Consider the following 15,382-nt stretch of genomic DNA (forward strand, 5'->3'; position numbering starts at 1 on the left):
CAGTACACATAGCCAAAGCTTCGAATATTAGTGGTTCTCGGGGCTGTCAGGTGAGGCGAACAGGGTCACGGACCGCTCAGCGATAGTGTCACGGCAGCGTTTTACGAACTGCTTTTCGACCAGATGTTCGCGGCACAATTTGTCGATGCTGATGTCACTCTTCAAGGCCTCCAGCCCGATCATAGCCTGAAAATCTGGTATGTTTAACTTGTCGTCCTGTGGCTTTCTCTTCACTGGGATCAGCGCGGTGGTTGGGTCAATGCCATGCTTTTTCAGCAGGGTGTCCATAAAACTTCCGCGTCGAGGAGAGTTGTTTTCTCTCTCTTCCAGCCTTGGCTTCATCCGCCGCGCCCAGAAATGCACCCCTCGGGTTTGCGGAGTGATGTGCGCGTCGACCCAGTCGTTATGACGCGAGAGGATCATTTTGTTACGGTCAGGAAAACCAACAGGATAGAAGGCTTCGACCGGCTCCGCATGTTCGATTTCACCGGTCTGCATTAGAAAATGCGTCACCGAAGCAGGTCCGGTAAAGCCCCAGTTCTGTGCCGTCATGTGCACCGGCGCGCCTGCGTCCTGCTCGCGCCGCAGTTCTTTGCGTTGTGCAGGTTTCAGCCAGGGGGCAATGGCGTATTCGTCCTTGAAGAAGTCCAGCAAGCCTAACAGGGCAGGGGAGTTTCGCGGCAATCCAAGTACCGCGTTGCACACCTGCCCTGGCTTTTCCCATCCAAAAACATGCGGCTTGTCACAGTCAAAGGGGCGGTAGCAATACATGTCTGCATCGACCCAGATCGCATCGGTTTTGGCCAGCAGGTGCAGCCGCCACATATCGGCGTTAATAGCTGGACTGCCGGTACGGACATGACGCAGCATTGGGGTTCCCGGATATATGTCCTCGGCATTCCCCGCGATTACGCCAGGTGGAATGTTATCGATGGGGCTGTAGCTGTAGAGCGTGATCCTGTGACCGGCATCGGCAAAGGATTTCAGGCACAATTGCTCCAGCCAAGAAAGTTGTCCGCCAATCCATAATGTTGCGACTTCAGGAAGCGTAACCATTATTGTGCCACTCCTCCGGCGTTAAACCGGTTCATGCGATTGCAAGCCATAGCCTGTTGTCTACTTCTAACCATCACGCTGTCTGCTCATTCTTGGTGTTCTTTTGCCCACTTTGTCGTGAACGGGTTCTAACGTCGAGGGTCGTTGCCAAATAATTCGTCCGGGGAATGTGTTTTCCAATGTCTTTGGTGGGGAATCTATCCTGACTGACCTAATGGCGTAAGTGTTCGGTCTTGCCGACACCTAAACGGGTACTCGCCAAGGTAGAGTTGACGCTGCCCCACCTGAAATTGCGTGGTTGGATATCTCTTTTATGTTGGCTGCAGTAATTGCCGCCATATTATCGTCAACTCATTGAGCGTCTGGCACTTTCAGGCAGGACCGTGCTCGAAGATCCCTCCAATATCCTCCCTTCACTGACCGAAAATCCGCTGACTGACGCATCAAATGGCACCACAGAAACCCCTCTGGAAGTCGAGGCCGATCTTACCAGCACGGTGGCACAGGCTATAGGCATGGGGGCTGAACATTGGAGAGACCAAGTAGTCCGCCGCCCTGGTAAGGGGCGCATTGATCTTTTCGACACCTTTGCCCCGACCTCGTTTGCCTTTGCTTTGCTTCGACCACGGCATCTGTTGGCTCAATGAAACCTTCTGGGCGTAGCTGGCAAACTTATAGTCCACATCGAAAATCAGGAACAATTCTCTGCCCTGCAAAACCAAGGCCGGTTCTGGGGGCGGTTCCGTTTCAACGAACGCTGTAATCTCGATGATACGCTCGCTTAATGCGGCTGCGCAGGCGGCCAGTGCGGTGCAACGAATTATAACAAGACAAGCTTTGCCAAAATAAGTTACTGCTTGGGGATGAGCAGAGAGGAAGACTTCAAGTGGGCAAAGAAATACTTACGATTATTAAGGCAGACGTCAAAAATGAGGTCGTCAAGGCAGTAAAACCAAAATTTGTCGAACTGGGTAAAATGACCTTTGTGGCAAGCTGCGAAGTAGACAAAAGCGTAGCCAAGGAACTCGACACCGACGCCAGATTTGTTGCAAAGCTTTATGATGACGCGACAAAAGAGTACAAAAAACTTCTGGGCGAGGTCAGCCTGCGCGTACAGACCGCCGATAATCTCGGTTCGATCCTGCCGCTGACCGACAAAGAGTGCAAAGAGTTTGATGCCGATATCAACAAGCTATTTGCCAAGTATCAAAAGTCTATCGAAGCCGTTGCCAACAGCCATTTCAACAAGTGGAAACAGGCAAACAAGGACCGTAAAAAGTACCGTCTTAAAGTCGTAAGCACGATCGTGATTGGTAGTGCCTGCGCGATCGGCAGCACTGCTTCACTAGCCGCAGGCGCAGTGACCGGCGGCGTGTCTATCGCGGCCAGCATCTACGGCATCGCGCAAAGCGTTGTTTCGGTTGCCAGAGCAATTCAAAAGGTTACGTCGGACCTAGAGAAGATCCATAAGAACTTGGAAAAAGCGACCAAAGAGCTTGTTGACGCCTATACAAAACAGTCCAAGGCCAAGGTGAAGGCCAAGGAGATCGGCAAGGAATTCCTCGCAGATTTCCTTATGGTCGAGACCTCGGGCTTTAACCGGGTCGACAAGCATCTTGAGACTTACAAGGCCAAGCTCAAAAATGTCGATTTGGAAGCAGCTAAGCTGGGTAAAGAGCTGAACAAAATGCTCGACCAGCAGAGCAAGCTTGATAAGGAAATCGACAAAAAGCTTGGCAAGATGGTCAAGGACCGCAAGTACAAGAGCAAGAAAATTGACGGCCTATTTGAGTCGATGGAGAAAACGCGCAAGGCCACGGCGCAGCTTATCAAGGACATCGAAGGTTTTGACGCCAAGCTAAAGCCAGCCGAGAAATTCCGAGATAACACGCAAAAGGCGGTGGATGCGCTGCGCCATAAGGATCCGACATGGGCCAAGTGGGCAATTTGGATTGGCAGCCTTGGTTTAACTGCAGGCGTTTCGACCATCGCCACTGGCGGGCAAAACCTTGTCCAAGCCGCTGAAGGCATCGAAAAGGGCCTTAGCGCGCTGAGCTCCGAGCTCGGTTAAGACGACCATGCCTCTCTTGCAGATTGGGTTGTTTGAACCATCTGCAAGGGGGCATTACAGACTTGGCTGGCGCAGCACACGCTTAATCTGACTTGCGGCACTCTGCTTAATTTTCTTGGGGTGTTGCGCAGTCAGCGTACGCTCTGCTTGGGCTGAATTAACAGTGCTACATTAAGCCCTCTCTCCCAAACGCATATGCGCCGCAGGAAAGGGTTTTTCATGAACAAAGTAATCACCGAAGGCTTAGCATTGATGCCACCCGTATTCTCGGGCGGTCTTGATGTTTGGTCCAGTGGCGATGGTGTGCCGGGGTCCGATACATATGATGGCGCGGTGAGCGCTGCCTTGGTGCCCGCGGATGCTGACTTTGGCGGCTGTCTCGAACTGCAAAAGACCGACGCTACCCAAAAACTGCGCTATATAGGGCAAACGCCACTGCTTCCGGGGTGTTACCTACAGGTCAAGGCTCGGGTCAAAGCCGTTAGCGGCGCGCTGCCAAGTGTGCGCATTGCCGCTTGGGCTGGCGGCTTTGGTAATAGCCATATTGGTGGCGTTGTTGAAACCGGTCCTAGCACCACTCTCACCAGCTATGGTGAGGTGGTAGAGATCAGTGCGATCATCGGAACCGGCGCGCGGGGTGGTGTCGATATGCCCTGGGGCACCAGCGCAACCTATGGACACATGGGCTTGGACCTGACCGGTGCCACCGGCGGCGTGGTGCGGATCAATGATATTGAGATCACCGATATCACCAGCGCCTACCTGCGCGACATGCTCAGCTTGGTAGATGTGACCGATTTTGGCGCCGTCGGGGATGGATCAACCAATAACGCCCCAGCGTTCGAGGCCGCAGATGACGCCGCTGATGGGCGTCGTATTTTGGTTCCTGCCGGTTCGTATTATTTGGATGATACGGTTTCACTGAACCATCAGGTTGTGTTTGAAGGCACCGTTACCATGCCTACAGACAAGATGCTGCTTTTGACCAAGAGCTTCGACTTCCCGACCTATGCAGCGGCGTTCGGAGACGAGGAACTCGGGTTCAAAAAAGCTTTCCAAGCCCTGATCAATAACGCAGACCATGAATCACTCGATCTGGGGGGGCGCAAGGTCAGTCTGACTGGGCCAGTCGACATGCAGGCGGCAGTCCCAAACAAAACCAGCTATGCCACCCGCCGGGTGATCCGCAATGGCCAGATCGAGGCACAGTCAGGCACGGCGTGGGATACTGTGACGGTGACATCGCAGGCCACATACGACCCAAATGACTCTCGTACCCTGTCATCAGTGGCAGACATTGCCAACATCCCCGTTGGTGCTCTGGTCGAGGGCTCTGGGGTCGGGCGCGAGGTCTATGTGAAATCCAAGAACACTGGCGCTGGTGAGCTAACCCTGAATGCGCCGCTTTATGATGCGGCTGGCACGCAGGTATTCACCTTCAAAGACTTCAAATACATGTTTGATTTTAGCGGCTTCAGCGCGCTGAGTAAATTTGGAATTACTGAGGTCGAACTACAGTGCAACAGCCATTGCAGCGCAATTCGCTTGTCGCCAGCCGGGTCGGTGTTCAGCCTGACTAACTGCTTCGTCTCACGTCCCAAGGACCGTGGTATTTCGTCAATTGGCACAGGCTGTCAGGGTATATTGGTCGACAATTGCCAATTCCTGTCCTCCGAAGAACCCGAGGATGTCCCAGACCGCACATCGATAGCGCTGAACGTGAACGCCAATGATGCTAAGCTGCGTAACAACCGGGTCACCAAATTCCGCCATTTCGCTCTGCTTGCAGGGGGCAACAACACGGTCGCCGGCAATCACTTCTTTCAGGGGGACTCCGTCGCTGGAGGCGTTCGCACGGCAGGTCTGATCCTTGCCAGCACCTACTGCTCGACCACGGTGTCAGATAACTACATCGACAACTGCTTTATTGAATGGACAAACGAGCAAGACGCTACCCCAGATTTCACCTCCGGGTTTTCCTTCAGCTCGTTTTCAATCTCGGACAATGTGTTTCTGTCCGGCGACGTGGCCCCTTGGTTCAGCTATATTGTGGTCAAATCGCACGGCAGCGGCCACTACCTGAACGGAGTCTCGGTGTGCGGCAACAAGTTCCGCTCCATCAACGGCAATATCGACCGTGCCGAGCGGGTCGATACCAGTTTCGCGGGGCTTGATTTCAGTCGCACGAAAAACGTGTTCTTCGAGGGCAACACCTTCCACAACGTATCAGCTGCGGTGTCCAACCCGCTACGGATCCGGCACGAGCAATCCTCAGCCGCCAAGACATGGACCGTTGACCCCGGTGATGCACTGCCCTTTGGCGGCAGGTCGCGCGGCGTGGATAGCGTCATCGCGCTGGGCGCAATCACTACCAGTGGCGGATCATCACGCTATGCAATGCCCTATGCCGATCTGGAACAGGGCAGCAACGAGGATCAGGTTGATCTGGTTTGGGAGGAAGCCGTGAAAGGTGAGGTGCAGCTGACCATGCGCATGGATAAATGATCAGTTCTGGTTCAGATCCTGCGGGCCCAGGTGAAACGCCTTGCCAAAGCCACCATTCAGATGGGCCTCAACAATCTCAAACCGCACAAAGGCAAAATCGGTAAAGCCGATATACAACTTGGCCTTAGGGTGGTCGCGCAGGTAATGCGCCGCCAGCGCGCTATAACCGTCATCGGCGTGGCGCAGGAAAGACGCGCGGCAAATCAGGCTAAGGCGCGGATGTGTCAGCGGATCACCTTTTTCGCTGGGCTCACCCACCAGCAGTGAACAGTTTGGGTTTGCCAACATTGCGCCTGTGTGCGTCGACAGTGATGACACTAAACTCAAGGGGGCACCTGCGGGATCAAGACCAAAAGCCACCCGTGTCACCAATGGTGCGCCTGTATTCAGAACCACCCCAAGAGCAGCAAACCGCGCCTGTGCCATCAGGTCCTGCGCGAGCGCGCGGGCATCGTCGTCGGTGGGGCGAATTGGGTTGGTCATTACAGATATGTCCTCGGCCATACCCTAGAACCTGTGCCACACTCCGACCTTAAGTCCAAGGCTGCGCTGCGTCGTCACGCGGTGTTGCAGGCCAATCAGCAGATGAGAGTCGCGGGGCAGGGGAACCTGTAGCGAGGGGGTGATGGAATAGAACAGCTGGTGTCCCGAGATCTTAGCGGTTTCAATTTGCAACATTGGGCGCAGATGTTCTTCCGCGTTCAGCCCTATTGTCGCGTCCAGTTTTACAATCGGCTGCGAACTGGTTCCTCGCTTTTCATAGGCGCCATCAATCGCCAGCCAACCAGGGCCCCAGGTGCTGTCAAAGCCACGCCCATAGGACAGGGTCAGCTTATGCATCGGCTTCCATTCATTACGATAATGGGCGCCGCCCAATGAAATTTCGGTAGCTAGATGATGCTCAGGTGGCAGAAAATTCAGAGAAACACGGGCAAAAATCAAGGTATGGCCTGCCAGCCTGTCGGCGTCATTCAGATCAACCCCAAGCGTCAAGGACTGGGTTATCCCGTAATCACCATAATAGCTTAGCTCGGATGACCAGTCGCCGCCATCCCGCCGAAAGGTAACACTTGCAGATGCAAAACCGCTCCCCGGGTCGCGCAACCAGGCCCCGGCAAGGCTAGGGCCCGCACAGTAAATAAAAAGCCAGAGAAAGACCAAACCCCGAAACATGGCAAACAACCCCTAAGTCCAATTTGGGGTCGCGCATGGTTAACAAGGGGTTACTTTTCTATCACCACTGGGGTGTCAGCCAAGGATTTAACGCGCAGATTGCTGAAAACGCTTCTTGTTTTGGTGAAAACCCGCGTAGGCTAAAACTGTTCAACGGAGGAGCCAATGCCAACAATAGCCAAAACCGCTGATATCCAAACCGTCATCACCACCTTTGAAATGACGCCAGGAACATGCCAGGATCTGCTAGACGCCCTGAATGAGGCCTATGCGGAGTTCATCTCGCAACAACCGGGCTTTATCGCAGCGGGTCTGCACGTCAATGACGCCCAGACCCGAATTGCCAACTACTCTCAATGGCAACGCCGCGAAGATTTTCTGGCCATGCTCCGCACTCCGGAAATGCGCGAGCGAAACCGAAAACTCAACGGATTATGCCGTAGTTTTGAGCCTGTGATGTATGACGTCGCCGAAACTTTCAGCTAGAGCGACCAGACCTGAAATGCCTTACGGGATCTTCATCTGGCTTAAAATATCCCGGGGGTGAATTGGCCGCAGGCCAAAAGGGGGCAGCGCCCCCACTCTGTCACGTGCGGCGCTGGCTACTCCCTATCTGTTACCTCTAATCACCAGAAAAACCAAATTGTTGACTGGGCTCGCGGTCAGGACGGGCTAGTTGCTCTGGGTAAGGATTTGGACGCTGTTCTCGCTGCTAAGCGATTGGACTGCTTCGAATAACAGGTTGACTTGAATCAAGGAATTTATCTGCGATTAGGCGCAGCATATACCTAGGTAACGACAGGAGGTATTTGATGTATCACAAAATTCTGGTGCCTATTTCCTTTGACCCCGACCGCGATATCTCCGGGGCAATAAAACTTGCAAAAACACTGTGCACCTCGGGTGGTGCTGTTACGCTCTTGCATGTAGTCGAACACATTCCGGCCTATGCCATTTCCTACATGCCGCTGGATTATCTGGCGCAGGCCCGAGAAGCCTTGCAGACAGAGCTTGATAACCTGGCCGCCACTCTGCCGCATGCAATTGGTGTGGTGATCGAAGGCCATTCGGGGCGGTCAATTCTGGATTGGGCTGAAACCAACCATCCCGACCTGATTATTATCGCGTCGCATCGTCCGGGAATGCAGGATTTATTGCTCGGCTCCACCGCGTCGCAAGTGGTCCGCCATGCGGCTTGCGCTGTTCATGTGCTGCGCTAATACATGATCCGCAATGGTTCACTCGAGTATGAATGACACGTCTCGAAAGAATGATCAGACACATCGGCCGCCTATATCAAGCGCCAGAAGCGAGCTTGCTTCTGGCGCTTGATGCCCGTGTTGGTCAGTGAACGGTGCAGAATGATCCATGTTGTGCGCCCTGCATCAACTGGTCAAAATCCTGCCCTCGCATTTCAACCAGTGTTTTGTGGTCACCGGCTTCGAACCAGACTTTGTCCAGCCCTGTCAGGCTGTTGTCCACGATGGTAGGTACGTCGTAGGCCTCGCCGACGGGCGGTGCGGCGCCTAGGTTACAATCGTCAAACAGGACTTCGATTTCAGACTCGGCAGCCAGCCCCAACCGCCGATCCAGCATGGCTTGCAACTGGGTCAGATCAACGTGGTGGTTTGAGGGCACAACAGCCAGCATAGGTCCTTCCTCCATATGGATCAGAACCGATTTGGCCAGATGGTCGCCGGGCACATGTGCAGCCTCTGCGCAGCCACTTGCGGTGGCGGCATAGGGGTGGGCGATCATGTCAAAGGGAAGGCCTTGGGCTTCGAGATGGTGTTTCAGGCGTGCGGCAATGGTCATCTGGCGTCTCCGTCGGGCTGACGGGTGCCCCATGGCCGCACGGCTCTTAAACCAGCGGCGCGGCCTGGGCGCCCTGAGGTTTCGAGTGGGGCTCTACTGTGCCCCGCGAACCCGATAAGAGCAAGCCCCACTGCCAGATTACAGCGGCACACCGGTAGATTTGGCAAAGATCAGCGCAAGCCGGATAACCTGGTTCGGCAGCATCAATAGCGCCGACCGCAACAGGACCTTGTTGGAATTGATTGCATCAGCTATCCGTACATAGTGCGACTGCGTATGTGATGGCGCACGCAGTAGAATGGTTTGCGCCTGTTCCATGGCCTGAGTGGTGCGGGCCCGCGCAGTTGGAATAGCCTCAGGTTTGATCGGCACAAAGCTTTGCGTGAACCTACGACGCTTGGGTTTGGTAGGATCGCGATACTGAGAGACCACCGCCGCCAATTCAGCTTCGACGTGTTGTATTGCGTCCTGCGCCTCGGAGTAGCTGGTTCTTCCTTTCAGGAATTTGTTCGCCTCGCGATAGGTTTGACGAAAGCAGTCCCAGCGGTAGATTTTCTTTTCGCGCCAGCAGCGATCAAATCCGGAGTTTAGTATGCGGACAATTTCATTTGTGGTTCTGCGGTTTAGGCTCGTGCCATAATGAGAGTCACCGTTATCTCCGTCGTCTCTGTCAGAGCCGGTTTCGCCTGCGGCCACAGGCAGAGCTAGAAGCGGGATTAGCAGGAAGACTGTTAGAAATCGCATAAACATCAAAAATCTCCTTTTGATCTTGAGCGTAGCACGGTTTCTCGGACTGGCTAAAATTTTTACCCGGACTGGATGTATTTACCCTGTCAGGCGCAGGCTAGGTTGGGATGGCAGTCACTCAAGGAGACAGAAATGCCAGAGGCCACAGCCACACAGATGATCGACGACGCGCGGGTGCGGGTGACGCGGTTTGATTTTGAGCCGGGGGCCGAAACCGGCTGGCACACCCACGCGATGGACTATGTGATCACTGCCGTGACCGACTGCCATATGCGGTTGGATATGCCGGGTGGCGAAGTGCGCGAGGTGGTCGTGCCTGCTGGCACCGCATATCGGCGCGAGGAAGGCGTGGAGCACAATGTCATCAATATTGGCGAGGGAGTGATGAGCTTTGTTGAGGTGGAGTTGAAGTAGTCGTTAACCTTGCGCGGGTCGATAGGCCCAGCGATAGGCCAGAGCCACCCCACCTGCTCCGCCGATGATATTGCCCAGCGTGACCCAGAACAGGTTGGTGATAACGGCGCCAATTCCCACCTGCGCCCCGGCTATCATGCCTTGGGGCAGTAGGTACATATTGGCGATTGAGTGCTCAAACCCCAACAGGACAAAGGCGCTGATGGGCCAGAGGATGGCGAGGATTTTGCCCGCAGCGGTGCGTGCGGCAAAGGTGAGCCAGACGGCGAGACAGACCAGAGCATTACACAGGATCCCGCGTGTTAGGGCCTCAACTGGTGAGAGGGCGGCTTTGCCCTCGGCCATGGCGGCTGCGGTGGCCCCGATGGGGCCGTTCAGTAGCCCGGTGCCGAGCATCGCCGCAGCCAGCGCCAATGCGCCGATCAAGTTGCCGAGGTAGACAATGCCCCAGTTGCGAAGCAGGGCGGTGAGGGTGATTTTCCGGTCCACGGCGGCCATGGTCATCAGGGCGTTGCCAGTGAACAGCTCGGCCCCGCCGACGATCACCAGTATGAGGCCCAGCGAGAATACTACGCCGCCCAGAAACCGCGCCGGGCCGGTGGGGTCCACCCCGGTCATCACCGCCGTATAAGCCGCGCCGCCAAGGGCGATGAAGACCCCGGCCAATATGGCAAGGGTCAGGGTTTGGGCCGCAGGCAAATGCGCCTTGGCCACCCCGGCTTCCTCGACCCGCCGGGCAATCTCGGCAGGTCTATAGGCGTCCAGTCCGGTTGGGTTTGGTTGCGACATGGGCTGAGGGTAGAGCGGTGGAGAGCGTTGGGTCTTTGATTGGGATCAAAGGGGGGGGGCTGGTGAGCCTGTCGGGAAGATGTTGCAAACCTATGCCCGTGCAAAGCACGGGCTGCGCCCGACCTCCCCCACGGGAGGGCGCATTCGCTCCCACCCTAGGTCGGGCGCGAATACTGAGGTAGCTGGCCAAGTATATGAAGGCTAAGAAGCGAAGTATTCTATGAACCTCTTTCTCCTAGCCTCCTGAGTGATATCACTACGAAGTGTGATATCGTCAGCCAATTTGTAACCTGACAGGGTCAATTCGTTTTCGAACTCTCGCAAATAGTCTAATTTTCGGAACTTCTCCAAACTTGCGTTTAGTTCCAGCAACCGCCGATGAGGGATGATAAACTCGATATCTCCTGCGACGAAACGAAAACCTTCTTCAATTTCAAACGTCCCGACAAATCCATTTCCATATTTCGCTACAATGCAAAGAAGGTCACGTTCTTCCTGAAATAGAGAGGGGTCAGTTGTATCGGTGCTGGTCGCTTGCCGATCGTCGATTATATCTTCAGCAAGATTTTTGTTAATTTCTTGGGCTCGTTCTAGGCGTTCGGCGGCGGCGATTTTTGCTTCTTCTCGAGTTTTATCAAGCTGGGCTCGCAGCTCTTCTTCTCGAATTTGATGGTTTAACTGGTAAATTCTTTGCTCGTGAAGAACGTCGCTCTGATGTCTTCTAAGGCTTTCGACAGGCCGCCGTGCCAGAACAGCTCCGCCTAACTGAATCCACGGCAAGGCCAAAGCTAACCCGAGACCGACTAAGAGTGGGTACCAGAAAAGCGTAAGTGTGTTTGTACTTGAGTCAAAGAACTCGAATTTTTTGAGAACATCGGCCTTTGCAAAGAAAAGGAACCAGAATGACTTCCAATTGATTACAACCACAGAAATCGCAACTGAGCCAAGAATTGGGCTCTTAACCCTTTGGGCCCACGCTTCCGTTATGTCTTTCACGAACTCCATGTGCAGACACTAAACTCAGGGTAGCATGGAGGGAAGTTGTTTCTTTAAAAGCGATATCTCAGTAGTCACCGCCCCCGCCGCTTCACATTGCCGCCACGCTGCCCCGATCTGCCAGCCGTTGACCGCCCGCGCGACTTCACAGCCGCCTCGGATGCCTTTTCTACCGCGTATTGCCGCGCCAGAGGATCGTCAGAAATCGTCAAATCCACTGCCTCCAGCCGTTTGACCTCGTCCCGCAGGCGGGCGGCTTCTTCGAACTCCAGGTTCTCGGCAGCCTTGCGCATGTCGGCACGCATACCATCCAGCACCGCCTCCAGATTTGCGCCGTGCATCGGTTTGTCGATGGTGGCGGTGACGCGCGACATGTCGGTGTCGGCGGGGTAGAGACCGGCCAGAACATCCTCGACGTTCTTTTTGACCGTGGCCGGGGTAATGCCGTGCTCGACGTTATAGGCTTCTTGCTTGGCGCGGCGGCGGTTGGTTTCGGCCAGCGCGCGCTCCATGCTGCCTGTGATCTTGTCGGCATACATGATGACGCGGCCATCGGCGTTTCGGGCGGCGCGGCCGATGGTCTGCACCAGCGAGGTTTCCGAGCGTAGGAAGCCTTCTTTGTCGGCGTCCAGAATAGCAACAAGTCCACATTCGGGGATATCCAGACCCTCGCGCAGCAGGTTGATGCCGATCAGCACATCAAAGGCACCCAGACGCAGGTCGCGCAGGATCTCGATCCGCTCCAGGGTGTCGATGTCACTGTGCATATAGCGGACCTTGATGCCCTGTTCGTGCATGTATTCGGTCAGATCCTCGGCCATGCGTTTGGTCAGGGTGGTGACAAGGGTGCGGAAACCGTTGTCGGTGACTTTGCGCACCTCGTCCAGCAGATCATCGACCTGCATCTGCACGGGGCGGATTTCGACCGGAGGGTCCAGCAATCCGGTGGGGCGGATGACTTGTTCGGTGAACACACCACCGGTGCGCTCCAGCTCCCACTTGGACGGCGTGGCCGAGACAAAGACCGACTGCGGGCGCATGGCGTCCCATTCCTCGAACTTGAGCGGCCGGTTGTCCATGCAGGACGGCAGGCGAAAGCCGTGCTCGGCCAGGGTGAATTTGCGGCGATAGTCGCCTTTGTACATACCGCCGATCTGGGGGACCGAGACGTGGGATTCATCGGCAAAGACGATGGCGTTGTCGGGGATGAATTCGAACAGGGTAGGGGGCGGCTCACCCGGGGCGCGGCCCGTGAGGTAACGCGAGTAGTTTTCGATGCCGTTGCAGTGGCCCGTCGCCTCAAGCATTTCGATGTCGAACTTGCAGCGCTGTTCCAGCCGCTGCGCTTCGAGCAGTTTGCCCTCGTCGACCAGCTGGTCCAGCCGCTGCTTCAGCTCTTCCTTGATCTTGACAACGGCCTGATTGAGCGTCGGTTTAGGTGTCACATAGTGCGAGTTGGCATAGACGCGAATCTGTTCGAAAGATCCGGTGCGTTCGCCGGTCAGCGGGTCGAATTCGGTGATTGTCTCTAGCTCTTCGCCAAAAAACGACAACCGCCAGGCGCGGTCATCCAGGTGAGCCGGGAAGATTTCGAGGGAATCGCCGCGTACCCGGAACGAGCCGCGCTGGAACGCCTGATCGTTGCGTTTGTACTGCTGGGCGACCAGATCCGCCATGATCTGGCGCTGGTCGTACATCTCGCCCGCCTTCAGGTCCTGGGTCATTGCGCCATAGGTTTCGATCGAGCCGATACCGTAGATGCAGGACACCGAGGCGATGACGATCACATCATCCCGTTCCAGCAACGCGCGGGTGGCCGAGTGGCGCATTCGGTCGATCTGTTCGTTGATCTGGCTTTCCTTCTCGATGAAGGTATCGGACCGGGCGACATAGGCTTCGGGCTGGTAATAGTCGTAGAATGAGACGAAGTATTCGACCGCGTTGTCTGGGAAGAAGCCCTTGAATTCGCCGTATAATTGGGCCGCCAGAGTCTTGTTGGGGGCCAAGATGATGGCGGGGCGTTGGGTCTGCTCAATCACCTTGGCCATGGTGAATGTTTTGCCGGTGCCGGTGGCCCCCAACAGCACTTGATCGCGTTCACCGTCCAGCACACCTTGCGACAATTCCTTGATCGCGGTGGGCTGATCGCCTGCCGGATCAAATTCCGTGTTCAGGGTAAACGCCTTGCCGCCTTCCAGCTTGGGGCGGCTGGTGGCATCTGCCTCGCCCATGGTGGCGACGGAACTATCGGAATGGGCATATGGCATTTGGGCTCTCCTGACTTGGCGGTGATTTTGATCTGTTTTTGTTCTTGTTCAAGCGGATTCGTGCATGGGTGGGAAAAGCATCTGAAGTCACCCGCAATATGAGACAAAAGGCACCTTGCCGCGCGGGTCTGTTTTGCGCATATAGGGGGAAGTGAATGAGCAGGAGACGGCAATGCAAGCGCGGATTTTCAAGCCAGCCAGAAATGCGATGACTTCGGGCATGGCACGGACACGCAAATGGGTGCTGGAATATGCCCAGGCCAACGCGCGTGACGTCGACCCGCTGATGGGCTGGACTTCGTCCGATGACACCCAGACCCAGGTTCGCCTGCGCTTTGACACCAAGGAAGCAGCGTTGGAGTATGCTGAGGCACATGGAATTGATGCCCAGGTGGTTGAACCCAAGGCGCGCAAGGTAAATGTCCGTCCCGGCGGCTATGGCGATAACTTTGCCACCAACAGGCGCGGTGTCTGGACCCACTAACTGTTTGTGAATCGGGGTGAAGTTGTCTCGGAAACGGGGCAAAGATCCCGCGAAGGCGTGGCTTGATCAATATTTGGACCTAATTGTGATCTCATGCGCAAAATGTGGTGCGCTCAAAGTCAGGCGTATTTTTGTGTGAAAAAGTGCTTTGTAGAACGCCTCATCTAGGGTCATTTAAAGGCTGGCGATTCTAGTCGGGATGATCTGGACGCAATTCGCGGGAGGCAGGCCTTTACTGCAGTGTTCATGGACGGCGGTTATGCGCAGGAGCGCGACCTTTGCAAAGCCTAGGTCCAAAAACGTGACCGGCCTAAACCGGACCTTCGAACAGTCCACAGCTAACGGCAAGTTTGAGCCCTAACGACGAATGCTTCACTTGGTACGTGTGACCGCTAAGCGCAGATAGCGATCTTTGCAAAGTTGGGCCGGTCTCTCAGAAGCGGACTTTGGTGGCGGATGCGGCGATTATCAGCTCTGAGCCCAATTTTCTGAATGCTGCACTACGTTCGAGCTGGTGCAAAGCCACAAAATTCGGACATCCGCGGATTCTAGTCGGCCGTCGAATTGTCGATCCGAAATCGTGATAGGTGTGTGCTACCTCTCCAAAACTGCAACAGCGTGGATTCGTGACATCTCGAACGGACTTCAAGGTATCCTTTGGAGTATTGCTGAATAGAACAATTGTTACGACAGGGAGTGGCGGTTTTTTTGTTGACAGTAATGACTAAAAAAACCTTTGCTGCACGTGTTGTTCATTAATTTCAGTGAAATCAAAAAATGACCGAAAATTCAGCCGCTATTGAAGAGGCATGGGCTCGAAACCATCAAGAGCTTCACCGCAATATTTCATTAGCAAACAGCTACCGCCTCGAGCTCAGTAAGATCCTACTCGCAGTGACCGCAGGAATTTTCGCGTTCACCGTGGCCTTCCCACCTGTCGTTGAAGCAGGAACGGATATTACTCAACTCAGTGTCTGACGTCAGCGCTTATGGGTCCAAATAGCGGTATTTGCTAAGAGAGGGTTTGTTGCTCATCAGTAACCACTGAGGAGTGGACGATGAGAA

General features: G+C 55.0%; 16 protein-coding genes. 8 read left to right on the forward strand and 8 right to left on the reverse strand.

The window, feature by feature from the left end; genetic code table 11:
- Positions 1 to 27 precede the first annotated feature (27 nt).
- Entirely contained in the window at positions 28 to 1,056 is a 1,029-nt protein-coding gene (locus DL239_RS14435) for a glycosyltransferase family 32 protein (RefSeq protein WP_167684802.1), read from the reverse strand.
- 383 nt (positions 1,057 to 1,439) lie between these two features.
- Here DL239_RS14435 and DL239_RS14440 point away from each other — a divergent pair, with 383 nt between their 5' ends.
- The 3 genes from DL239_RS14440 to DL239_RS14450 all read left to right on the forward strand — a co-directional run bounded on the left by DL239_RS14440 (position 1,440) and on the right by DL239_RS14450 (position 5,632).
- Positions 1,440 to 1,703 carry a hypothetical protein gene (locus DL239_RS14440; protein ID WP_167684803.1) on the forward strand — a complete coding sequence of 88 codons (264 nt, stop codon included), beginning with the start codon at positions 1,440 to 1,442 and terminating at the stop codon, positions 1,701 to 1,703.
- Positions 1,704 to 1,942: 239 nt separating this feature from the next.
- Positions 1,943 to 3,127, forward strand: coding sequence for a hypothetical protein (locus DL239_RS14445; RefSeq protein WP_167684804.1), 1,185 nt, complete (start codon positions 1,943 to 1,945; stop codon positions 3,125 to 3,127).
- A 219-nt stretch (positions 3,128 to 3,346) separates the two neighbouring features.
- Positions 3,347 to 5,632 (forward strand): glycosyl hydrolase family 28-related protein, encoded by a 2,286-nt coding sequence (locus tag DL239_RS14450; RefSeq protein WP_167684805.1) that lies wholly within the window; start codon positions 3,347 to 3,349, stop codon positions 5,630 to 5,632.
- Here DL239_RS14450 and DL239_RS14455 read toward each other — a convergent pair whose 3' ends face one another.
- Entirely contained in the window at positions 5,633 to 6,115 is a 483-nt protein-coding gene (locus tag DL239_RS14455) for a HugZ family pyridoxamine 5'-phosphate oxidase (protein ID WP_167684806.1), read from the reverse strand.
- A gap of 24 nt (positions 6,116 to 6,139) precedes the next feature.
- Positions 6,140 to 6,736, reverse strand: coding sequence for a hypothetical protein (locus DL239_RS14460; protein ID WP_240931875.1), 597 nt, complete (start codon positions 6,734 to 6,736; stop codon positions 6,140 to 6,142).
- A 234-nt stretch (positions 6,737 to 6,970) separates the two neighbouring features.
- Between DL239_RS14460 and DL239_RS14465 the strand changes: the two genes are divergently transcribed.
- Together DL239_RS14465 and DL239_RS14470 are read left to right on the forward strand one after the other, a co-directional pair.
- Entirely contained in the window at positions 6,971 to 7,291 is a 321-nt protein-coding gene (locus DL239_RS14465) for an antibiotic biosynthesis monooxygenase family protein (protein WP_167684808.1), read from the forward strand.
- A 326-nt stretch (positions 7,292 to 7,617) separates the two neighbouring features.
- Positions 7,618 to 8,025: a universal stress protein gene (locus tag DL239_RS14470; RefSeq protein WP_167684809.1), complete on the forward strand. Its 408-nt coding sequence runs from the start codon at positions 7,618 to 7,620 to the stop codon at positions 8,023 to 8,025.
- A 124-nt stretch (positions 8,026 to 8,149) separates the two neighbouring features.
- On the opposite strand, the gene DL239_RS14475 is transcribed toward DL239_RS14470, so the two are convergent.
- A complete protein-coding gene (locus DL239_RS14475; protein WP_167684810.1) occupies positions 8,150 to 8,620 on the reverse strand; it encodes an aminoacyl-tRNA deacylase in 471 nt (156 codons plus the stop codon).
- A gap of 138 nt (positions 8,621 to 8,758) precedes the next feature.
- Positions 8,759 to 9,370 (reverse strand): hypothetical protein, encoded by a 612-nt coding sequence (locus DL239_RS14480; RefSeq protein ID WP_167684811.1) that lies wholly within the window; start codon positions 9,368 to 9,370, stop codon positions 8,759 to 8,761.
- Between the two features lie 129 nt (positions 9,371 to 9,499).
- Here DL239_RS14480 and DL239_RS14485 point away from each other — a divergent pair, with 129 nt between their 5' ends.
- Entirely contained in the window at positions 9,500 to 9,781 is a 282-nt protein-coding gene (locus DL239_RS14485; RefSeq protein WP_167684812.1) for a cupin domain-containing protein, read from the forward strand.
- A gap of 3 nt (positions 9,782 to 9,784) precedes the next feature.
- Here DL239_RS14485 and DL239_RS14490 read toward each other — a convergent pair whose 3' ends face one another.
- The 3 genes from DL239_RS14490 to uvrB all read right to left on the reverse strand — a co-directional run bounded on the left by DL239_RS14490 (position 9,785) and on the right by uvrB (position 13,833).
- Complete coding sequence (locus DL239_RS14490) at positions 9,785 to 10,570, reverse strand: formate/nitrite transporter family protein (protein WP_167684813.1); 786 nt, start codon at positions 10,568 to 10,570, stop codon at positions 9,785 to 9,787.
- Between the two features lie 201 nt (positions 10,571 to 10,771).
- Positions 10,772 to 11,575, reverse strand: a complete 804-nt coding sequence (locus DL239_RS14495) for a hypothetical protein (protein ID WP_167684814.1) — start codon at positions 11,573 to 11,575, stop codon at positions 10,772 to 10,774.
- Between the two features lie 65 nt (positions 11,576 to 11,640).
- Entirely contained in the window at positions 11,641 to 13,833 is a 2,193-nt protein-coding gene (gene uvrB / locus DL239_RS14500; protein ID WP_167684815.1) for an excinuclease ABC subunit UvrB, read from the reverse strand.
- 172 nt (positions 13,834 to 14,005) lie between these two features.
- Here uvrB and DL239_RS14505 point away from each other — a divergent pair, with 172 nt between their 5' ends.
- Positions 14,006 to 14,317 (forward strand): ETC complex I subunit, encoded by a 312-nt coding sequence (locus tag DL239_RS14505; RefSeq protein WP_167684816.1) that lies wholly within the window; start codon positions 14,006 to 14,008, stop codon positions 14,315 to 14,317.
- A 777-nt stretch (positions 14,318 to 15,094) separates the two neighbouring features.
- Positions 15,095 to 15,295, forward strand: coding sequence for a hypothetical protein (locus DL239_RS14510; protein WP_167684817.1), 201 nt, complete (start codon positions 15,095 to 15,097; stop codon positions 15,293 to 15,295).
- Positions 15,296 to 15,382 lie beyond the last annotated feature (87 nt).

The sequence above is a fragment of the Parasedimentitalea denitrificans genome, from assembly GCF_011813015.1.
Classification (GTDB): Bacteria; Pseudomonadota; Alphaproteobacteria; order Rhodobacterales; family Rhodobacteraceae; genus Parasedimentitalea; species Parasedimentitalea denitrificans.